This window comes from Massilia sp. P1_C10 (genome assembly GCF_056406475.1).
The window spans coordinates 657,150-676,157 of the sequence record NZ_JBFUAC010000001.1 but is presented as its reverse complement, the minus strand read 5'-3'; the positions used below and the strand labels follow the sequence as shown (position 1 = coordinate 676,157).

The 19,008-nt window shown below is 64.9% G+C and carries 20 protein-coding genes; 3 read left to right on the top strand and 17 right to left on the bottom strand.

Annotated features, from left to right (window positions below):
* Positions 1-19 precede the first annotated feature (19 nt).
* Together clpA and clpS are read right to left on the bottom strand one after the other, a co-directional pair.
* The gene (gene clpA, locus AC1D02_RS03185; protein WP_477313608.1) at positions 20-2,320 is read right to left on the bottom strand and encodes an ATP-dependent Clp protease ATP-binding subunit ClpA; all 2,301 of its coding nucleotides are present in this window, start codon (positions 2,318-2,320) and stop codon (positions 20-22) included.
* Positions 2,317-2,619 (bottom strand): ATP-dependent Clp protease adapter ClpS, encoded by a 303-nt coding sequence (clpS, locus tag AC1D02_RS03180; RefSeq protein WP_305509342.1) that lies wholly within the window; start codon positions 2,617-2,619, stop codon positions 2,317-2,319. The genes clpA and clpS overlap by 4 nt, the downstream gene beginning before the upstream one ends.
* Positions 2,620-2,938: 319 nt before the next feature.
* Between clpS and cspE the strand changes: the two genes are divergently transcribed.
* Positions 2,939-3,142, top strand: coding sequence for a transcription antiterminator/RNA stability regulator CspE (cspE, locus tag AC1D02_RS03175; protein WP_010395943.1), 204 nt, complete (start codon positions 2,939-2,941; stop codon positions 3,140-3,142).
* A gap of 57 nt (positions 3,143-3,199) precedes the next feature.
* Here cspE and AC1D02_RS03170 read toward each other — a convergent pair whose 3' ends face one another.
* From AC1D02_RS03170 to icd, 3 genes are all read right to left on the bottom strand, one after another.
* Positions 3,200-3,475, bottom strand: coding sequence for a type II toxin-antitoxin system RelE family toxin (locus tag AC1D02_RS03170; RefSeq protein ID WP_477313604.1), 276 nt, complete (start codon positions 3,473-3,475; stop codon positions 3,200-3,202).
* The gene (locus AC1D02_RS03165; RefSeq protein ID WP_477313602.1) at positions 3,444-3,755 is read right to left on the bottom strand and encodes a hypothetical protein; all 312 of its coding nucleotides are present in this window, start codon (positions 3,753-3,755) and stop codon (positions 3,444-3,446) included. The genes AC1D02_RS03170 and AC1D02_RS03165 overlap by 32 nt, the downstream gene beginning before the upstream one ends.
* Before the next feature lie 124 nt (positions 3,756-3,879).
* Positions 3,880-5,133 carry an NADP-dependent isocitrate dehydrogenase gene (gene icd / locus AC1D02_RS03160; protein WP_477313599.1) on the bottom strand — a complete coding sequence of 418 codons (1,254 nt, stop codon included), beginning with the start codon at positions 5,131-5,133 and terminating at the stop codon, positions 3,880-3,882.
* A gap of 106 nt (positions 5,134-5,239) precedes the next feature.
* On the opposite strand from icd, the gene AC1D02_RS03155 reads away from it, so the two are divergent.
* A complete protein-coding gene (locus AC1D02_RS03155) occupies positions 5,240-5,800 on the top strand; it encodes a pseudouridine synthase (protein ID WP_477313597.1) in 561 nt (186 codons plus the stop codon).
* Between the two features lie 43 nt (positions 5,801-5,843).
* Here the strand turns inward: AC1D02_RS03155 and AC1D02_RS03150 are convergent, their stop codons facing one another.
* A complete protein-coding gene (locus tag AC1D02_RS03150; RefSeq protein WP_477313595.1) occupies positions 5,844-8,075 on the bottom strand; it encodes an NADP-dependent isocitrate dehydrogenase in 2,232 nt (743 codons plus the stop codon).
* A gap of 279 nt (positions 8,076-8,354) precedes the next feature.
* A complete protein-coding gene (rpsT, locus tag AC1D02_RS03145) occupies positions 8,355-8,618 on the bottom strand; it encodes a 30S ribosomal protein S20 (RefSeq protein WP_305509320.1) in 264 nt (87 codons plus the stop codon).
* A gap of 240 nt (positions 8,619-8,858) precedes the next feature.
* Between rpsT and murJ the strand changes: the two genes are divergently transcribed.
* Positions 8,859-10,409, top strand: coding sequence for a murein biosynthesis integral membrane protein MurJ (gene murJ / locus AC1D02_RS03140; RefSeq protein ID WP_477313592.1), 1,551 nt, complete (start codon positions 8,859-8,861; stop codon positions 10,407-10,409).
* A gap of 12 nt (positions 10,410-10,421) precedes the next feature.
* Here the strand turns inward: murJ and AC1D02_RS03135 are convergent, their stop codons facing one another.
* Genes AC1D02_RS03135 through AC1D02_RS03090 form a run of 10 tightly spaced genes read right to left on the bottom strand, consistent with a single transcriptional unit; the run spans position 10,422 to position 18,996 of the window.
* Positions 10,422-11,045: a type II secretion system protein gene (locus AC1D02_RS03135; protein ID WP_477313590.1), complete on the bottom strand. Its 624-nt coding sequence runs from the start codon at positions 11,043-11,045 to the stop codon at positions 10,422-10,424.
* Complete coding sequence (locus tag AC1D02_RS03130; RefSeq protein ID WP_477313588.1) at positions 11,032-11,406, bottom strand: type II secretion system protein; 375 nt, start codon at positions 11,404-11,406, stop codon at positions 11,032-11,034. Before AC1D02_RS03130 ends, AC1D02_RS03135 begins: the two co-directional genes overlap by 14 nt.
* A 5-nt stretch (positions 11,407-11,411) precedes the next feature.
* A complete protein-coding gene (locus AC1D02_RS03125) occupies positions 11,412-11,876 on the bottom strand; it encodes a type II secretion system protein (RefSeq protein ID WP_477313586.1) in 465 nt (154 codons plus the stop codon).
* On the bottom strand, positions 11,873-13,747 hold the full coding sequence (locus AC1D02_RS03120; protein WP_477313993.1) for a secretin N-terminal domain-containing protein: 1,875 nt from the start codon (positions 13,745-13,747) through the stop codon (positions 11,873-11,875). Before AC1D02_RS03120 ends, AC1D02_RS03125 begins: the two co-directional genes overlap by 4 nt.
* Positions 13,747-14,256, bottom strand: a complete 510-nt coding sequence (locus tag AC1D02_RS03115) for a hypothetical protein (protein ID WP_477313584.1) — start codon at positions 14,254-14,256, stop codon at positions 13,747-13,749. Before AC1D02_RS03115 ends, AC1D02_RS03120 begins: the two co-directional genes overlap by 1 nt.
* A complete protein-coding gene (locus tag AC1D02_RS03110) occupies positions 14,253-14,819 on the bottom strand; it encodes a hypothetical protein (protein WP_477313582.1) in 567 nt (188 codons plus the stop codon). Before AC1D02_RS03110 ends, AC1D02_RS03115 begins: the two co-directional genes overlap by 4 nt.
* Positions 14,816-15,361: a hypothetical protein gene (locus AC1D02_RS03105; RefSeq protein WP_477313580.1), complete on the bottom strand. Its 546-nt coding sequence runs from the start codon at positions 15,359-15,361 to the stop codon at positions 14,816-14,818. Before AC1D02_RS03105 ends, AC1D02_RS03110 begins: the two co-directional genes overlap by 4 nt.
* Entirely contained in the window at positions 15,358-16,134 is a 777-nt protein-coding gene (locus tag AC1D02_RS03100) for a hypothetical protein (RefSeq protein ID WP_477313578.1), read from the bottom strand. The genes AC1D02_RS03105 and AC1D02_RS03100 overlap by 4 nt, the downstream gene beginning before the upstream one ends.
* On the bottom strand, positions 16,127-17,824 hold the full coding sequence (locus AC1D02_RS03095; RefSeq protein WP_477313576.1) for a GspE/PulE family protein: 1,698 nt from the start codon (positions 17,822-17,824) through the stop codon (positions 16,127-16,129). Before AC1D02_RS03095 ends, AC1D02_RS03100 begins: the two co-directional genes overlap by 8 nt.
* Positions 17,821-18,996: a type II secretion system F family protein gene (locus AC1D02_RS03090; protein ID WP_477313574.1), complete on the bottom strand. Its 1,176-nt coding sequence runs from the start codon at positions 18,994-18,996 to the stop codon at positions 17,821-17,823. The genes AC1D02_RS03095 and AC1D02_RS03090 overlap by 4 nt, the downstream gene beginning before the upstream one ends.
* Between the last annotated feature and the right edge of the window lie 12 nt (positions 18,997-19,008).

The window sequence follows — 19,008 nt, the reverse complement described above, 5'->3', positions numbered from 1 at the left end:
CTTTTGGAAGCGTTGCTGCTTACTCGATTTCGACCGTCTCGGCCGGCGCGGGCGGCGGCAAGGCGTCGCTCTCCGGAAACTCGAGGAACACCGTGTCCTTGTCGTCGAGGTCGACCGTGACACGTCCGCCGTTGACCAGGCGGCCGAACAGCAGCTCGTCGGCCAGCGCCTTGCGGATCATGTCCTGGATCAGGCGCGCCATCGGGCGCGCGCCCATCTGCGGGTCGAACCCTTTCTTCGACAGGAACTTGCGCAGCTTCTCGGTGAAGATGGCTTCGACCTTCTTCTCGTGCAGCTGCTCTTCCAGCTGCATCAGGAACTTGTCGACGACGCGCAGGATGATCTCCTCGTCGAGCGCACGGAAGCTGATGGTCGCGTCGATCCGGTTGCGGAACTCCGGCGTGAACATGCGCTTGATGTCGGCCATCTCGTCGCCGGCAGCCTTCGACTCGGTGAAGCCCATGGAGCGCTTTGTCAGGCTTTCCGCGCCCGCGTTGGTGGTCATGATGATGATCACATTGCGGAAGTCGGCCTTGCGTCCGTTGTTGTCGGTCAGCGTGCCGTGGTCCATCACTTGCAGCAGGATGTTGAAAATGTCCGGGTGGGCTTTTTCAATTTCGTCCAGCAGCAGCACCGCGTGCGGCTTCTTGGTGATCGCTTCGGTCAGCAGGCCGCCCTGGTCGAAACCGACGTAACCCGGCGGCGCGCCGATCAGGCGCGACACCGCGTGGCGCTCCATGTACTCGGACATGTCGAAGCGAATCAGCTCGATGCCGAGGATGAAGGCGAGCTGCTTGGCCACCTCGGTCTTGCCGACGCCGGTCGGACCGGAGAACAGGAAGGAGCCGATCGGCTTGTCGGTCTTGCCCAGGCCGGCGCGCGCCATTTTGATGGCCGACGACAGCGCGTCGATCGCAGGGTCCTGGCCGAACACCACGTTGCGCAGGTCGCGGTCGATGGTCTGCAGCTTGCTGCGGTCGTCCTGGTTGACGGTTTGCGGCGGGATCCGGGCGATCTTGGCGATAATGTCCTCGATCTCGGTCTTGCCGATGGTTTTCTTCTGCTTCGACTTCGGCAGGATGCGCTGCGCGGCGCCGGCTTCGTCGATGACGTCGATCGCCTTGTCGGGCAGGTGGCGGTCGTTGATGAAGCGCGCAGCCAGTTCGGCCGCGGTCGACAGCGCCGACGACGAGTACTTGACGCCGTGGTGCTCCTCGAAGCGAGACTTCAGGCCGCGCAGGATCTGGATGGTCTGCTCGACGCTCGGCTCGTTGACGTCCACTTTCTGGAACCGGCGGCTCAAAGCGTGGTCCTTCTCGAACACGCCGCGGAACTCGGTGTAGGTGGTCGCGCCGATGCACTTGAGCTGGCCGTTGGCGAGCGCAGGCTTGAGCAGGTTGGACGCGTCCAAGGTGCCGCCCGACGCCGAACCGGCGCCGATGATCGTGTGGATCTCGTCGATGAACAGGATGCCGTGCGGCGTTTCCTTGAGCTGCTTGAGCACGGCCTTCAGGCGCTGCTCGAAATCGCCGCGGTACTTGGTGCCGGCCAGCAGCGCGCCCATGTCGAGCGAATACACGACGGCGTTCTGCAGGATTTCAGGCACGTCTTCCTGGGTGATGCGCCAGGCCAGGCCCTCGGCGATCGCGGTCTTGCCCACGCCGGCTTCGCCGACCAGCAGCGGATTGTTCTTGCGGCGGCGGCACAGGATCTGAATGACGCGATCGACTTCGTCCTCGCGCCCGATCAGCGGATCGATCTTGCCTTCGGCCGCGGCCTTGTTCAGGTTTTGGGTGAACTGGTCGAGCGGGCTTTCCTTCGGCTGCCCTTCGACCTGCGCTTCTTCCACGCCTTCCGAAGTCTTTTGCGATTCGGCCTGCTGGTCCTTGCGCACGCCGTGCGAAATGAAGTTGACCACGTCCAGGCGGGTGGCGCCCTGCTGGTGCAGGTAGTACACCGCGTGCGAATCCTTTTCGCCGAAGATGGCCACCAGCACGTTGGCACCGGTGACTTCCTTCTTGCCGTTCGAGGCGGACTGCACGTGCATGATGGCACGCTGGATCACGCGCTGGAAGCCTAGCGTCGGCTGGGTGTCGACCTCGCCCGTGCCGGGCACGGTCGGGGTGTTGTCGCCAATGAAGTTGGTCAGCGTCTTGCGCAAATCGTCGACATTGACCGCACAGGCGCGCAGGACTTCCGCGGCGGATGGGTTGTCGAGGAGCGCCAGCAGCAAATGCTCAACGGTAATAAATTCATGCCGTGCTTGCCGTGCTTCGACAAAGGCCATGTGTAGGGAAACTTCCAGTTCCTGCGCAATCATACTTCCTCCATCACGCATTGCAGGGGGTGCCCTGCCTTACGTGCGTGCGTTAATACAAACTCGACTTTGGTACACGCGATATCTTTGGAAAACACGCCGCACACTCCCTTGCCGTGACGGTGAACCGAAAGCATAATTTGCGTTGCCGTTTCCCGATCCTTGTTGAAATACTCCTGGATGATGGCGACAACGAATTCCATCGGCGTGTAGTCGTCGTTCAACAGGGCCACCTGGTACAAAGGTGGCGGCTTGACGACTTGCCGCTCCAGTAGTTGCTCGGTATCTTGCTTGGTTGCCATACGCTTTATTCTAATGCTTTCAATGGTGATGCAATGCGTAAAGATCAGGGCATTTACATTTGTTTTCCATCTTACGCGTTTTCCGCCTGATGCGCAGATGGCGACCCGTTTGGGAAAATCAAGAGTTGCTTTGAACCCACTGTGGCAAAAGAATCAATACCAATCCAAAAGCGCTTGACTTCAATAGTCATTCCGCCAACAATGCATCTATCGACGGTACTTATGTACTTGTTGATAAGAAGTGAGCAGGCTGAGGAGGGGGCAAGAAGCTTCTTGCTTTTATGGCTCGTGTGATTGGTTTTTTTTGAAAGTTCTTTTTATGGCAACAGGTACAGTTAAGTGGTTCAATGATTCCAAAGGTTTTGGCTTCATCACTCCAGATGACGGCGGCGAGGATCTGTTCGCACACTTCTCCGCAATCAACATGAACGGTTTCAAGACCCTCAAAGAAGGTCAAAAAGTTCAATTCGAAGTCACGCAAGGCCCTAAAGGCAAGCAAGCTTCCAACATCCAGGCTGCTTAAGCAAACCCGAATGTAAAAAACCCCGCCAACTGGCGGGGTTTTTTTTCGTCTGGCCCTTCAGGGCTTACGTGCGTATCGACGATACACCTCGTCATCGTTTCGCTTGCCGATCAACACGATCCGAATTACGCCATCCTCAACGCGGTAGATCGCCCTGTATTCCCCGATGTCGACCCTGCGCTCTCTGCGGCGCGCGCCCTTCAACGCCGCGCTGTCGTGCGGACTCGGTTCACTCATCAGTTTCAGCATTGATACCGAGACCTGTTTGAATTGCTTCGGCGGCAGCGAGAACAGGAATTTTTCAACCTCCTTGCTGAGCGTCAACAGCAGCATTTTCGATCTCCTCGAGCCTGCCAACTATCAACGCCAAAGCATCACCCTCCACGTATCCTCCCTGCTCGGCCAGTTCCGCCCGCGAGAGCCAAAGGGCGTCGGTGATTTCTTCCATGTGGGCGAGCATCACGTCGAAGTCGTGCGCGGAAATCAGATACGCAGCCGCCTTCCCGTCGTCGCCAATACTAACCGGCGCTTGACCCGCCGCCCTCACCAACTCGGCAAGATGCCGACCGGCCTCATCGATACGGAACACTTTCCCACTCGTTTTGTCGTTCACTTCCGCCTCCCGGAGAAAAGCATTTGTCAATTATAGGTATCCGAATGGCGCGCACGCTTCAATATGCAAAAAGCCCCAGCTCCATCAAGGAACCGGGGCTTTTCAGCCGAGCGAGGGAACAAATCTACATGTTTTCGATCATCACTTCGCCGAAGCCGGAGCACGATACCTGCGTCGCACCTTCCATCAGGCGCGCGAAGTCGTAGGTGACCTTCTTCGACGCGATCGACTTCTGCATCGAGGCGATGATCAGGTCCGCCGCTTCGATCCAGCCCATGTGGCGCAGCATCATCTCGGCCGACAGGATCAAGGAGCCCGGGTTGACGTAGTCCTTGCCGGCGTACTTCGGCGCGGTGCCGTGGGTCGCCTCGAACATCGCCACCGTGTCGGACATGTTGGCGCCCGGCGCGATGCCGATGCCGCCGACCTGAGCGGCCAGCGCGTCGGAGATGTAGTCGCCGTTCAGGTTCAGCGTCGCGATGACGCTGTACTCGATCGGGCGCAGCAGGATCTGCTGCAGGAAGGCGTCGGCGATCGAATCCTTGATGCAGATATCGCGCCCGGTCTTCGGGTTCTTGAACTTCATCCACGGGCCCCCGTCGATCAGCTCGGCGCCGAACTCCTTCGCAGCGAGCGCGTACGCCCAGTCGCGGAAGCCGCCTTCGGTGTACTTCATGATGTTGCCCTTGTGGACAATCGTCACCGACGGCTTGTCGTTGTCGATCGCGTACTGGATCGCCTTGCGCACGAGGCGCTCGGTGCCTTCGATCGACACCGGCTTGATGCCCAGGCCCGAGGTCTCGGGGAAGCGGATCTTGGTCACGCCCATTTCCTTGACCAGGAAATCCATCAGCTTCTTGACGCCGTCGGATCCCTGCTGGTACTCGATGCCGGCGTAGATGTCTTCCGAGTTCTCGCGGAAGATGACCATGTTGGTCTTTTCCGGTTCTTTCAGCGGCGACGGCACGCCGGTGAAATAGCGCACCGGGCGCAGGCAGACGTACAGGTCGAGCTGCTGGCGCAGCGCCACGTTGAGCGATCGGATGCCGCCGCCGACCGGCGTGGTCAAAGGGCCCTTGATCGACACGACATAGTCCTTGACCGCGTCGAGCGTCTCTTCTGGCAGCCACACGTCCGGGCCGTACACGCTGGTCGACTTCTCGCCGGCGAATACTTCCATCCAGCTGATCTTGCGCTTGCCGCCGTAGGCCTTGGCCACCGCCGCATCCACGACCTTGATCATCACCGGCGTGATGTCGATGCCGGTGCCGTCGCCCTCGATGAAAGGGATGATCGGATTATCCGGCACCGCGAGCGACAGGTCGGCGTTGACGCCGATTTTCTGGCCCTCGGCCGGGACGGTGATATGTTGGTACATTGAGCTCTCCCGAAGTCCTGCATAAGACATAAGATTCTAGTATTGCATTATGCACCAGACGTATGCGAGGTGCTATGATTTTGGCTTCCCTCCTCCGCACCATGCCATGCCCCTGATCCTCTTCAACAAACCCTTCCAGGTCCTGTGCCAGTTCACGCCGCAGGATGGCCGCGAATCGCTGGCCGACTACCTGTCCATCCCCGGCATCTACCCGGCCGGACGGCTCGACGCCGACAGCGAGGGCCTGATGCTGCTCACCGACGACGGCAAGCTGCAGCACAAGATCGCGCATCCCGATCACAAGGAAGCGAAGACTTACTTGGTACAGGTGGACGGCGTGGCGGATGCGGACGCGCTGGCGCGCCTGCAGGCGCCGATCGACCTGGGCGACTTCATCACCAAGCCTTGCCGCGCGGTGCGCATCGCCGAGCCGGATTGGCTGTGGCCGCGTAATCCGCCGATCCGCGAGCGCGCCGACAAGCCGACCAGCTGGATCGCGATCACGCTCGAAGAGGGCAAGAACCGTCAGGTGCGGCGCATGACCGCGGCGGTCGGGCTGCCGACGCTGCGGCTGGTGCGATCGAGCATCGGGCCATTTTCGCTGGCGACGCATCCCTTGATGCCGGGCGACTTCGTGGAAGTGCCGGCGACTTCGATCGGCAAATAAAAAACCCGCCGAAGCGGGTTTTTTTGGTACGTCCGATGACGGCTTACGCCAGCGTTTCGATCGCGTTGTTGAAGGTGGCGCTTGGACGCATTGCGGCCGACACCTTCGCCTCATCGAGCTTGTAGTATCCGCCCACGTCGACCGGCTTGCCCTGCACCGCCAGCAATTCGGCGACGATCTTCGCTTCGTTTTCGGTGAGCGACTTGGCCAGCGGCGCGAAGTGCGCTGCCAGTTCGGCGTCCTCGGTCTGGGCGGCCAGTTCCTGCGCCCAGTACATCGACAGGTAGAACTGGCTGCCGCGGTTGTCGAGTTCACCGGTCTTCGGCGACGGCGACTTGCGGTTGTCCAGCAGCTTGCCGGTGGCCGCGTCCAGCGTCTGGGCCAGGATCTTGGCCTTGGCGTTGCCGGTCTTCAGGCCCAGGTCTTCGAACGACACCGCCAGCGCCAGGAACTCGCCCAGCGAATCCCAGCGCAGGTGATTTTCTTCCACCAGCTGCTGCACGTGCTTCGGCGCCGAACCGCCCGCGCCGGTTTCGTACATGCCGCCGCCGGCCATCAGCGGGACGATCGACAGCATCTTGGCGCTGGTGCCCAGTTCCAGGATCGGGAACAGGTCGGTCAGGTAGTCGCGCAGGATGTTGCCGGTCACCGAGATGGTGTCCAGGCCGCGCTTCAGGCGCTCGAGCGTGTAGCGCATCGCGCGCACTTGCGACATGATCTGGATGTCCAGGCCCGTCGTGTCGTGCTCTTTCAGATAGGTCTTGACCTTGGTGATCAGCTCATTCTCGTGCGGACGGTACGGGTCGAGCCAGAACACGGCCGGCATGCCGGAGTTGCGCGCGCGCGTGACGGCCAGCTTGACCCAGTCGCGGATCGGCGCATCCTTGACCTGGCACATGCGCCAGATATCGCCCTCTTCGACGTTCTGCGACAGCAGCACTTCGCCCGTTGCCAGGTCGGTGATGTTGGCCACGCCGGCTTCGGTGATCTCGAAGGTCTTGTCGTGCGAGCCGTATTCCTCGGCCTGCTGGGCCATCAGGCCGACGTTCGGCACGGTGCCCATGGTCTTCGGATCGAACGCGCCATGCCATTTGCAGAAGTTGATGATCTCCTGGTAGATGCGGGCGAAGGTGCTCTCCGGGATCACGGCCTTGACTTCCTTCAGGCGACCGTCGGCGCCGTACATCTTGCCGCCGGCGCGGATCATCGCGGGCATCGAGGCGTCGACGATGACGTCGTTGGGCGAATGGAAGTTGGTGATGCCCTTGGCCGAATCGACCATGGCCAGCGCCGGACGGTTTTCCTGGCAGGCGTGGATGTCACGGATGATTTCATCGCGCTGCGACACCGGCAGGTTCTCGATCTTGTTGTACAAGTCGGCCATGCCGTTGTTGACGTTGATGCCCAGGCTGTCGAACAGCGCGCCGTGCTTGGCGAAGGCTTCCTTGTAGAACATGCGCACGGCGTGGCCGAACACGATCGGGTGCGACACCTTCATCATGGTCGCCTTGACGTGCAGCGAGAACATCACGCCGGTGTTCTTGGCGTCGTCGATCTGCTTTTCGTAGAACGCCAGCAGCGCCTTGCGGCTCATGAACATCGAGTCGATGATCTCGCCGTCCTGCAGCGCCACCTTCGGCTTGAGCACGATGGTGTTGCCGCTTTTGGTGATCAGTTCCATCTTGACGTCGCGCGCGCCCTTGATCGTCATCGACTTTTCGCCGTGATAGAAGTCGCCTTCGGTCATGTGCGAGACGTGGGTGCGCGACGCCGGCGACCATTCGGCCATCGAGTGCGGGTTCTTGCGGGCGTATTCCTTGACGGCGCGCGGGGCGCGGCGGTCCGAGTTACCTTCGCGCAGAACCGGGTTCACGGCCGAACCGATGCACTTGCCGTAGCGGGCCTTGATTTCTTTTTCTTCGTCGGTCTTCGGCTGCGCCGGATAGTTCGGCACGTCGTAGCCCTTGGCCTGCAGTTCCTCGATCGCCGCTTCGAGCTGAGACACCGAGGCGCTGATGTTCGGCAGCTTGATGATGTTCGCTTCCGGCGTCAGGGTCAGCTTGCCCAGTTCGGCCAGCGTATCGGGCACGCGCTGCTCCGGCTTGAGGCGCTCGGGGAACGCGGCCAGGATGCGGCCGGCGACCGAGATGTCGCTCTTCTCGACGGTGATGCCGGCGGCTTTGGCGAAAGTGCTGACGACTGGAAGGAAGGCGTGGGTCGCCAGCAGCGGCGCCTCGTCGGTCAGGGTGTAGATGATGGTCTGATCACTGCTCATGCGATTTTCCTCAATGTGCGCGAACGGTGGCGCGATGGGTGAAACTCAGAAATCTTAAACTTCTTCCGATGAAGGGGGCGCGCCGGAAAGTCTTCTATAAGACATAAGAGGCGCGTTTCACATTATGCACCAGTATTTTGCCAGGCGCCATGGTTTTAAGGCAGAGATCCAGATTTCGCCGCGCCAAGCGAAAAAACCCGCCGGACCGAGTCAGGCGGGTTTCTTTTCCCACAGGCACTGCTGGACGCAACCGCCGAAGCGGCCACGCCAACGCGGCAATTAAGCCAGCGCTTTCAGGGCAGCTGCCAGGCGGCTCTTGTGACGAGCGGCCTTGTTCTTGTGGATGATTTTCTTGTCAGCGATGCTGTCAATGGTCGAAACCGACGATTGGAAGATCGACGCGGCAGCTGCCTTGTCGCCAGCCTGGATCGCTTTACGCACTGCCTTGATAGCGGTGCGCAGGGTCGAACGCTGCGACGAGTTGTGTGCGTTCTGCTTAACTGCTTGACGAGCGCGTTTGCGCGCTTGTGCGGTATTTGCCATGGAATTTCCTAAAACGGGGTCAAGTTGCGTTTGCAAACACAAGCGTCTGGCAAACCGGTGAGTTCATGCTGCTTGAACAACCTTGCTGTCAAACCAGTGCCTGTCAAACAAATGTGTCTGCGTAACAGAATTCTGTACAGCCTTCGATTATAGCGAATTATTCCGGCCGGAGCAATTCAAAAATCGCACATGTCGGATCTGGCCGGCCGCGGAGGTGTTGCCGGGATATAATCTCGCGCCATGAACTTGCTCAAATCCCTCGCCGCCATTTCCAGCATGACCATGCTGTCCCGCATCACCGGACTGCTGCGCGACAGCCTGTTCGCGCGCGCGTTCGGCGCCTCGGCCTATACCGACGCCTTCATTATCGCATTTCGCATCCCCAACCTGCTGCGCCGGCTGTTCGCCGAAGGCGCGTTCTCGCAGGCCTTCGTGCCGATCCTGGCCGAGTACAAGCACCAGCAGGGCGACGCGGCCACCAAGACCCTGGTCGACCACGTCGCCAATTCGCTGATCTGGGCGACCCTGGCGGTCACCGTGGTGGGCATCCTCGGCAGCGGCGTGCTGCTGACCCTGATCGCCAGCGGCCTGGCGCCGGACGCCTTCAACGACGCGGTGCTGATGACCCGCATCATGTTCCCTTATATAGTGTGCATGGCGTTTGCGGCGCTCGCAGGCGGCGTGCTCAATACCTGGCGCGAATTCAAGGTGCCGGCGTTCGCGCCGGTCCTGCTGAACATCTCGCAAATTTTCGCCGCGCTGTTCCTGGTGAAATATTTTGCCCAGCCCGTCTACGCGATGGTGGTCGGCGTCTGCGTCGGCGGCATCCTGCAGGTGGCGGTGCAGGTGCCGGCGCTGGTGCGCATCGGCATGTTGCCGCGCCTGTCGTTCAATCCCCTGTCCGGCCTGCGCGATCCCGGCGTGCGGCGCATGCTCAAGCGCATGGGGCCGGCCGTGTTCGCCGTCGCCGCCGCGCAAATCAGCCTGCTGATCAACACCAGCTGGGCCGCCAGCCTGGCGGCGGGCAGCGTGTCGGCGCTGCAGTACGCCGACCGGCTGATGGAGTTCCCGATCGGCCTGCTGGGCGTGGCGCTGGGAACGGTGCTGCTGCCCAGCCTGTCGAAGGCGAACTCGGAGGGCGACAACACCGAGTATTCCTCGCTGCTGGACTGGGGCCTGCGCCTGACCTTCCTGCTGGCGCTGCCGGCCGCGGTCGGCATGGCCGCGCTGGCCGAACCGCTGATCGCCACCCTGTTCCACTACGGCCGATTTAGCGCCACGGCGATTCACACCTCCGCCATGCCGCTGATGGCCTACGCGGCCGGCCTGCTCGGCATCATCCTGGTCAAGACCCTGGCGCCGGCGTTCTACGCGCGCCAGGACATCCGCACGCCGGTGCGCATCGCCACCGGCACGATCATCGCGACCCAGCTGCTGAACATCGTCTTCGTGTGGTGGATGGGGATGGGCGTCACGGGCCTGGCGCTGTCGATCGGCGCCGGCGCCTGCCTGAACTCTCTGTTCCTGTACATCGGACTGCGCAAGCGCAAAATCTTCGTGCCGCAGGCAGGCTGGATCGGATTCTCCGCCAAGCTGGTGGTGGCCGTCGCGCTGATGGGCGCGTTGTGCTGGTACGCCCAAGGACAGTTCGACTGGGCCGCCCTGCGCGCGCATCCGTGGCTGCGCGCCGGCGCGCTGTTCGGCATCATCGGGGCCGGCGCGGTGGTCTACTTCGCGGTGCTTTTCGCGCTGGGATTCCGCTTCCGCGACTTCAAGCGCCGCGCGCGCTGACCTTCATTCTTTTCAACGGTCGCCGCGCTTTTCCGGCGGCGGCGCGACCGGTTCGGATTTCTCTTCTTCCTGCTTTTCTTCGGGCGGCGGTGACGGTGGCGGTGGCGGCGGTGGCGGTGGCTCAATCCGCGCGGCCGCCAATGGCTCCGCAATCTGCGGCGTCGTCAGCCCGCCGGCCGTGAAGCGCCACTCCGACACGTGCTGGCGGTTCTCGAAGCCGACGAAGCGCGCGTCGAAGTTCCCAACCTTGAACGGCGCCGCCTGCGACAGGCTGTACACCGCCACCACGCCGGTGGTCCCGCCCAGGTAGGCGATGCCCCACTCGTCCTTGCCGGTCATCGGGTCGACGAATATCTTGCGCAGGTGGCGCCGCACGCCTGGCGTGCGCGGATCCTTGAGCAGCTCGCGCAGGCTCGGAGGCTGGGTCGGCTGCCCGCGCGGCGTGGCCGCGGCATAGCTTTGCAGCGCGGCGCTGAACGCGGCGCCGATCTCCAGCAGCTCCTCTTCCTTCGCCGCGCGCTGCAGCAGCGCGTCGATTTTCAGCGTCGCCGCGCCGACCATGCCGATCACGGTGACCAGGATGATCAGGCCAAGATAGGTAAAGCCATCCTGGCGCGCGCGCTTACCAGTCCGCATACGGCTTGCCGTGACGGTCGTTACCGGGCGCCCCGCTCTTGATCGTCCAGACGCCGCCTTTGCTGGCGTCTTCCGGCGGCACCACGATCCAGGCGGCGCTGCTGTCGGCGACCGGATCGAGCGGCACGCTGCGCAGGTATTTTTTCTCGACCAGCTGCTCCAACGAATCGGGATAGCGACCGGTGTCGCTGTAATACTGGTCGATCGCCGCGCGCGTGTTGCGCAGGTTGTCGGCCAGGATGGTTTCCTTGGCCGCGTCGATGCTGGGGAAGAAGCGCGGCACCGCGAGCGTCAGCAGCAGCGCGACGATGCCGAGCACCACCAGCAGCTCGATCAGCGTGAATCCTTTTTTGGCGCGCATGCGGGTCACCACTTGCGGTACGGGATGCCGTTCAGGCCGGCCCGCTCCGATACCGAATACACGTCGTACACATCGTCACCGTCGCGTGGATTGTCGGCGTCGCTGGCGTAGCTGCGCTTGCCCCAGGTTTGCGCATCGGGCAGGTCCGGATCGGGGTTGAACGGGTCGCGCGGCAGGCGGCGCAGGAAAAAAATCTTGGCGTGCTTCGGGCTGCGCAGGTCGGCCGCGCCCTCGACCAGGTTTTCCAGCTTCGGTGGATAGCCGGTGGCGCCGGCCGCCTTGGCGATGCGTCCCTCGTCGCTGGCCTTTTTCCACGCATCGATGCCGGTGCGGATTTCGCGCAGCGCGCGGCGCAGCTCCGTCTCCTGGCGGCGCTGCACCGCGACCTGCGCGGCCGGCGCGACGATCGTGCCGAGCAGCGCCAGGATCGCCAGCGTGACCAGCAGTTCGATCAGCGTGAAGCCTTTCATTGCGCCGGCAGCGGTACGACGGTGGTCGCGGGTGCGGGGGCCGGCGCCGGAGGCGGGATGACAGGCGCCGGCGCGGGAAGCGCGGCCTTGACCGGAACCGGGGCAGTCTCGGGACGGCGCCGGAAGCTGGTCTCGGTGCCCGCATTGAACTCGGACAGGCCGGCCGCGGGACGCTGGATATTGCGCACCAGGTGAGGCGTGATCGACAGCACGATCTCAGTCTTGTCGTTGGAGTCGCGCGTGCTGCCGAACAGCCGGCCCAGGATCGGCAGGTTGCCGACGCCGGGCACCTTGCTGCCGCTGGTGCGGTCTTCGTTGTTGATCAGGCCCGCCAGCACCTGGTTCTCGCCGTCCTTCAGCTGCAGCATGGTGGTGGCCGAGCGGGTGCCGATGCGGTACGCAACCGAGCCGGACTTGGTCGTGATCGAGTCGACCAGGTTGGACACCTCGAGCGAAATGCGGATCGCCACTTCGTTGTTCAGGTAGATGGTCGGTTCGACGTTCAGGGTCAGTCCGACGTCGGTGTAGGTGATGGTTTCGGACGCGAAGCCGGCGCCGGTGCCGGCGGTGATGATGGTGGTGATGTTCGGCACCTTGTCGCCGATGACGACCTTGGCCTTCTCGCGGTTGCGCACGCGGATGCGCGGATTGGCCAGCGTATTGGAATCGCCGTCGGTCTTGTTGGCGTTGACGGTGGCGGCGATGTTGGTCACGCCGATCGTCCCGCCATTCAGGTTGCGCAAAGTGTTGATGGTCACCGCGCCGCCGCCGGCGGCCTGCAGTGGCGCGAAACCGACGCTGGCCGGCCAGGCGATGCCCAGGTCCATCAGGCGGCTGCGCTTGATCTCGAGGATCTCGACGTCGAGCATAACTTCAGGCTCGGGGACGTCCTGCAGCGCCACCAGGCGCGTGGCCAGCTTGATCGCTTCCGGGCTGTCGCGCAGGATCACGAGGTTCAGCTTTTCGTCGACCACCACGTCGCGCGACTTGAGGATGGTCTTCAGGGTATTGGCGACTGTCTTCGCATCGGCGTTCGCCAGGAAGAAGGTCTTGACCGCCATCTCCTGGTATTCCTTCACCTTGACCGCGATGTTCGGATAGACCAGGATGGTGTTGCCGTCCATGATTTGCTGCTCGAGCTGGTTGCTGACCAGGAGGTAGTAGACCGCCGCTTCGACGGTGCTGTTCTTCAGGAAGATCGAGGTGCGCTGGTCGGTCTTGACGTCTTTGTCGAACAGGAAGTTCAGCCCGGAGCGGCGCGAGATCACTTCAAACACCTGCTTGAGCGTGGCGTCGCGGAATTCGATATTGATCGGCAGCTTGAAGGCCGCGGCCAGCCCGGCGTCGGCGGCCGGCGCGGCAGTCTTCTCGACCACCTGCGCCATCAGCAGGCGCGCCGGCTCATGGTTCGGGCGCTCGGTCAGGATCGCCGCCAGCTTCTGGCGCGCCAGTTCATAGTCCTTCTTGTCGAACGCCGCGGCGGCCTCGCCCATCATCGCCGCCTGGCGCGCATCGGCCTCCACCTGGCGCAGGCCGGCGCGCGCGCGCTCGTGGGCCGGATCGATCGCCAGCGCGCGCTGATAACTGCGCAGCGCGAGGTCGGGGTGGTTGTCTGCCAGTTCGCGCTCGGCCTGCTCGACCAGGCGCGTGGTGTTGCGGTCGCGCGCGCGCAGGAAGGCGGCACGGTATTGCGCGTTGCCGGGATCGGCGGCGATGGCTTCCTGGTATTTCACCAGGCCGGCCTCGATCTTGTCCTCGGCCACCAGCTTTTCGCCGTCGCGGTAAGCCATTTGCGCGGCGCAGCCGGACAGCGCGACGGCGATGGCGCAGGCGAGCATCAGGCGCGGCAGGCGGTTCAGGTGGATCGGCATCACTCGGCTACTCCAATATTAAGCTGTTGAACCTGATTCAAAGGCAGGTAGGTGATCTTCAAGGACGGCGGCGCAATCGCGTCGATGCGGTAGACGCCGTCGACGACCATCTGGTTGCGCACGATCAGGATGTCGTTGCCGCGCGCGAGGAACACTTCCCACGCTCCCTTCTCCTGGGCCTTGCCGAGGAAGGTGAACGGCAGCGGCGGCGCGCTTGGCGGCGGCGGCGGCTGGGCCGGCGGCGGGGGCGGCGGCGGCGGCGTCCAGTTGCGGCTGGCGAAGCCGCCGCCGTCCGTGCCGGCGTCGATCGGGTCGAGGCGCGGCTGCAGGCGCAGGATGGCAACTTCGTCGGGCGGCGCTTTGGGCACCAAGGCTTCGGCGCGCGGCGCCGGCGCGGCGCGGCGCGGAGCCGGCTCGACCAGCGCGCCGCTGGGCGACTTGTCGCCGTAAATGGCGAAGCCCGCCGCCACAATCAAAGCGGCGCCAAGGGCGATATGGCGCGGCTTCATGGCGATGCTCCCGGGGGCTGGTCGGCCAGGTACAGGGTCAGGCGCACGCGCGCTTCCACCACCGGCTCGCCGACCGACTCGCGGCGGAAGCTGATTTCATCGAGCGACGCGAACGGAATCGAGCGCAGCGCCAGCATGCCGAACTGCCAGATGGCGCCATAGCTGCCCTTCACTGGCAGGCTGACCTGGTAGGTGTGAAAGCGGCCGTTCTTGTCGAAGGCGGCCTTGTACTCGCCCTGGTTCAGCGTCAGGCCGGCCTTGGCGGCGAGCCCGAACAGGGTCTTGACCTGCTGCTCGGCGTAGCGGCGTTCGCCCAGCGTGCCGTAGAACAGCGCCAGGTTTTCGTTCGGGCTGTCGGGCGCGGCGACCACCAGGGGCTTGGGCGGCGGCAGCGTCGCGAGACTGAGCGCCACCGCGCGGCGCTGGCTCTGCAGGGCGCGTTCCGGCAGCAGCCAGGCAAGCGCCAGCACTCCGGCCAGGCACAGCGCTGCGCCGACGCAGGCCACCGGGCCGCGCGCGGCGAGCCACAGGCGCAAGCGCAGCATCAGGGCCGCGGCGTTCATGGCGCGCTCCAATGGGCGTCGAGCTGGAAGCGGATCGGCCGGTTCGGATGGAGTTCGCTGATTTCATGGCGCACCAGCGCCACCGTGCCGAACAGCTCCTGCTGCTTGAGCTGTTCGACGTAGGCGATCATGTCGTCGCTGGTCCTGGCCTCGGCCGTGATGCGCATGCTGCGGCGGCGCGGGTCCGGCTCCAGCGTGAGCAAGGCGATGGTGGCCGGCGTGGCGGCGCCGATCGCGTCGCGCAGCGCCTGCCACGGAGTATTCAATTGCATCACCGCGGCGTTGACCGCCGCAGCCTGCGCCGCGGGAATGGCCACGCGCGGCGCAGGCGCGGAAACGACCGCGCCTGGCGCGGCATGGGTGCGCACCAGCGCCAGCTGGGACTCGAGCGCGCGCTGGCGCACGTGCATCTGCCAGCCGATCACGCCGGCCGCCGCGCACAGCGCCAGCGCGAGGCCGGCCAGCGCCCACGCGCCCGGGCCGGTGCGGTGAATTGTGCGCGCCAGGCCTGGAGGCGCGAAGTCGATGCGCACGCGCTTCATGCGGCGCTCCCGCTGGCGGCCAGCCGCGCGGCGGCCGACCAGCCGCGCGGCGCCTCTGCGCCGAGCATGAAGGCGCGCGCGCCGATCCATGCCGCCGGCACGTCGCCGCACAGCTGCAGGCGCTCCGGCGGGGGCAGGTTCAGGCGCAGCGCTTCGCGGTCCAGGTGTTCGGCCAGCCAGGCGGCGCCGGCGCCGTCCGGCACCTTCACCGCGCGCACCGCGGCGATGGCGCCGCGCTCGCAGGCGCCCAGGGTCAGCACGCCGTCGTGCAGCACACCGAACCAGGCGCCGGGACCCACGGCGTCGCGCCAGCGGTTGAACAGGGCGAGAAACTGGGGCACGATTTCGACCGCTTTCATTTTGTGCGCGGCGGCGCCGTGCCGCAAGGCGAGCAGCAGCGCGCGCGGCAGCGCGGCCGCCAGGAACGGATGCGCCGCGTCCCAGCCGGCGCTGAACTGCCATTGCGCGGCCGGCTCGCCGTACAACTGCTGGAAACGCTGGGCGGCCGCCGCTTCGAGATCGGCCAGCCGCGCGCTATCCTGCGGCGGGGTGACCTGCCACAGGCGCACCAGGTCGTCGGCCAGCACGATGGTCAGCGGCCAGCCGTTGCGGCCGGCGCCATCCAGCACCGCGGCCAGGGCTTCGGGCAGCGCCGCCGCATAAGGCTGTTCGGCCAGCAGCACGGCTTCCCTGCCCCAGCGGCTGGTCTGCACCAGCGCGAGCGCGTCGTGCGACACGCCGAGCCGCAAGGCCTGTCCGAAGCGCCTACGCATGCAAGGTCACCCGCTTGATTTCGGCCAGCGTGGTGGCGCCGCGCCGCACCAGGTCGAGCGCGGCCAGGCGCAGGCTGCGCGTGCCGTTGTCGAACGCGGCCTGCTTGATCTGGCGGATCGGACGCTTGTCGACGATCAGTTCGCGGATCTCGTCGGTCAGCGTCAAAATTTCGGCGATCGAGCGGCGCCCCTTGTAGCCGGTGCCGCGGCAGTCGCCGCAGCCCTTGCCCTGCATGAACAGGTAGTCGAGGACGTCGGCGCGCGCCAGGTTGGCCGCGGCCAGTTCGGCGTCGTCCGGACGGTAGGCCACCGCGCAGTGCGGGCAGTTCATGCGCACCAGGCGCTGCGCCCAGATGCCGTTCAGGGCCGACACGAAGGCGTAGGGATCGATGCCCATGTGGGTAAAACGGCCGAACACGTCGAACACATTATTGGCGTGCACAGTGGTCAGGACCAGGTGGCCGGTCAGCGCCGACTGCACGGCGATTTCGGCGGTCTCGCGGTCGCGGATCTCGCCGACCATGATCTTGTCGGGGTCGTGGCGCAGGATCGAGCGCAAGCCCTTGGCGAAAGTCAGGCCCTTCTTCTCGTTGACCGGGATCTGCAGGATGCCGGGCAGCTGGTATTCCACCGGGTCTTCGATGGTGATGATCTTTTCGCGGCCGTTGTTGATTTCGGTGAGCGCGGCGTACAAGGTGGTGGTCTTGCCCGAGCCGGTCGGGCCGGTCACCAGCAGCATGCCGTAGGCTTCCTGCGCCAGACTGCGCAGCGACACCAGCGATGGCGCGTCGAAGCCGAGCGCCTCCAGCGTGAGCGCGCCGTAGGCTTCGATCATGGCGCGCTTGTCGAGGATACGGATTACCGCGTCCTCGCCGTGGATGCTCGGCATGATCGACACGCGCAGGTCGATTTCGCGCCCCGCCGATTCGACCCGGAAGCTGCCGTCCTGCGGGATGCGGCGCTCGGAGATATCGAGTTCGGCCAGCACCTTCAGGCGCGAGATGACCTGCTCGGCCACTTCGATGCCGTTGACCGAGGTGGCGTGATCGAGCACGCCGTCGATGCGGTACTTCACCGCCAGGCCCAGCGCGGTGCTTTCGAGGTGGATGTCGGAAGCGCCGGCCTTGAGGGCATCGTACAGGGTCGAGTTGACCAGCCGGACCGCGGGGCTGGCGGCCTCGCTGACCGAGGCGAACGACAGCACAGCGGTGGTCTTGCCGTCGCGCCGTTCGCCAGTTTCGCCCGGCACCAGGCTGTCGACGGCGCGCGCCGATTCCTCGTGCTTGCCGAGATAGGCCTGGATGTCGGATGCCAGCGCCAGGCGCGTTTGCAGCGGCGCGCGCGGCGTGGCCTGGGCGCGCGCGCCGAGCCAGGTTTGCAGGTCGAGGTCGAACGGGTCGGCCACGACGCCGATCAGTTCGCGCGAAGGGCTGCGCAGCAGCACGCAGCGGCGCGCCAGCGCCTGCGACAGCGGCAGCAGGTCGAACGCCGGCGTGAACGCCAGCATGTCGGCCGTTTCCGCCACCGTCAGTCCGAACGGGGCCGCCAGCGCGCGCACGATGTCGCGCGGATCGGCGCCGGTTTCGGCCTCGATTTCGTCGACCAGCGAGCGCTGGGTGCGCGCTGCCTGCGCGCGGGCACGCGCAAGCAGCGCCGGATCGAGCGGCCCGCGATCGAGCGGCGCGTTCACGACATGTCTCCGGCGAGGTCGAAAATCGGCATGTACAGCAGCACCACGATGGCGCCGACCACCAGGCCGATGGCGGCCATCAGCAGCGGCTCGAAGGTGCGCGTGAAGCGGTCGATCCAGCGGCTGATTTCGCCGTCGTAGAAGGCCGCCGACTGGGTCAGCATCGGGCCCATATCGCCGGTGCGCTCGCCCACCCGCAGCATGCGCAACGAGATCGGCGTGGTCAGGCCGTTGTCGGCGAACGCGCTCGACAAGGGCTGGCCCGACTCGATTTCCAGGCGGGCATTGCGAAGCGCGCCGCGCACCGCCGGCGAGACCATCGACTGCACGGTGTCGATCGCGTGGACGATCGGGATGCCGCCTTCGGTCAGCATGCCGAGCGTCAGGTACAGGCGCGAGAGTTCGTAGATGCGCACGCGCTCGCCGATGCCGGGCAGGCGCGCCAGGATGCCGGCCACGCCGCCGCGCGCCAGCAGATGGCGCACGCCGAACACCGCCAGCGCGGCGGCCGCGGCCAGGCCGGCCAGCAGCAGCGCGGTATGGTTGGCGGCGAACTGGCCCCATGACAGCAGCATGCGCGACATGAACGGCAGGTTGCGGCCGGCGCCCTGGTAGACCTCGGCGAAGCGCGGCACCACATAGGTAATCAGGAAGGCGCTGACGCCGCCGCCGACCAGCAGCAGGATGGCCGGATAGATCGCGGCGCTGACCACCTTCGCGCGCACCGCGTCGATGCGCTGCTGGTAGTCGATATAGCGCGACAGGGAGCGCGGCAGGTCGCTGGTGCCTTCGGCCGCCTTGACGATGCCGATGTACAGCGGCGGAAAGCGGTCGCCCTGCTCGGCCAGCACGCTGGAAAAGCGCTTGCCTTCGCGCAGGCCGGCGAGCAGGCGTTCGAGCACGTTGGCCAGCGCCGGATTGGCTTCCTTTTCCAGCAGCGCTTCGAGCGCCTCGACCACGCCGAGGCCGGCCGACAGCAACGCCAACAATTCCTGGCTGAAGAGCACCAGCGAGATCGCACCTTTCGCGCGGCCACCGGCGGCGCGTTCGATGGTCGAGACGAACAGCCCGCGCGCCTCCACCTGGCGGCGCGCGTCGGCCTCGTCGAGCGCATCGACGCTCAGCTGGGCGACGGTGGAGTCGGCCGTCAGGGCGCGCACCTGGAACTGCATGCTGGGATCCCG

Excerpts from the sequence above, each read along its gene's own strand:
- clpA (WP_477313608.1), bottom strand. The coding sequence starts at position 2,320 with ATGATTGCGCAGGAACTGGAAGTTTCCCTACACATGGCCTTTGTCGAA.
- clpS (WP_305509342.1), bottom strand. The coding sequence starts at position 2,619 with ATGGCAACCAAGCAAGATACCGAGCAACTACTGGAGCGGCAAGTCGTC.
- cspE (WP_010395943.1), top strand. The coding sequence starts at position 2,939 with ATGGCAACAGGTACAGTTAAGTGGTTCAATGATTCCAAAGGTTTTGGC.
- AC1D02_RS03170 (WP_477313604.1), bottom strand. The coding sequence starts at position 3,475 with ATGCTGCTGTTGACGCTCAGCAAGGAGGTTGAAAAATTCCTGTTCTCG.
- icd (WP_477313599.1), bottom strand. The coding sequence starts at position 5,133 with ATGTACCAACATATCACCGTCCCGGCCGAGGGCCAGAAAATCGGCGTC.
- AC1D02_RS03155 (WP_477313597.1), top strand. The coding sequence starts at position 5,240 with ATGCCCCTGATCCTCTTCAACAAACCCTTCCAGGTCCTGTGCCAGTTC.
- AC1D02_RS03150 (WP_477313595.1), bottom strand. The coding sequence starts at position 8,075 with ATGAGCAGTGATCAGACCATCATCTACACCCTGACCGACGAGGCGCCG.
- rpsT (WP_305509320.1), bottom strand. The coding sequence starts at position 8,618 with ATGGCAAATACCGCACAAGCGCGCAAACGCGCTCGTCAAGCAGTTAAG.
- murJ (WP_477313592.1), top strand. The coding sequence starts at position 8,859 with ATGAACTTGCTCAAATCCCTCGCCGCCATTTCCAGCATGACCATGCTG.
- AC1D02_RS03135 (WP_477313590.1), bottom strand. The coding sequence starts at position 11,045 with ATGCGGACTGGTAAGCGCGCGCGCCAGGATGGCTTTACCTATCTTGGC.
- AC1D02_RS03130 (WP_477313588.1), bottom strand. The coding sequence starts at position 11,406 with ATGCGCGCCAAAAAAGGATTCACGCTGATCGAGCTGCTGGTGGTGCTC.
- AC1D02_RS03125 (WP_477313586.1), bottom strand. The coding sequence starts at position 11,876 with ATGAAAGGCTTCACGCTGATCGAACTGCTGGTCACGCTGGCGATCCTG.
- AC1D02_RS03120 (WP_477313993.1), bottom strand. The coding sequence starts at position 13,747 with ATGCCGATCCACCTGAACCGCCTGCCGCGCCTGATGCTCGCCTGCGCC.
- AC1D02_RS03115 (WP_477313584.1), bottom strand. The coding sequence starts at position 14,256 with ATGAAGCCGCGCCATATCGCCCTTGGCGCCGCTTTGATTGTGGCGGCG.
- AC1D02_RS03110 (WP_477313582.1), bottom strand. The coding sequence starts at position 14,819 with ATGAACGCCGCGGCCCTGATGCTGCGCTTGCGCCTGTGGCTCGCCGCG.
- AC1D02_RS03105 (WP_477313580.1), bottom strand. The coding sequence starts at position 15,361 with ATGAAGCGCGTGCGCATCGACTTCGCGCCTCCAGGCCTGGCGCGCACA.
- AC1D02_RS03100 (WP_477313578.1), bottom strand. The coding sequence starts at position 16,134 with ATGCGTAGGCGCTTCGGACAGGCCTTGCGGCTCGGCGTGTCGCACGAC.
- AC1D02_RS03090 (WP_477313574.1), bottom strand. The coding sequence starts at position 18,996 with ATGCAGTTCCAGGTGCGCGCCCTGACGGCCGACTCCACCGTCGCCCAG.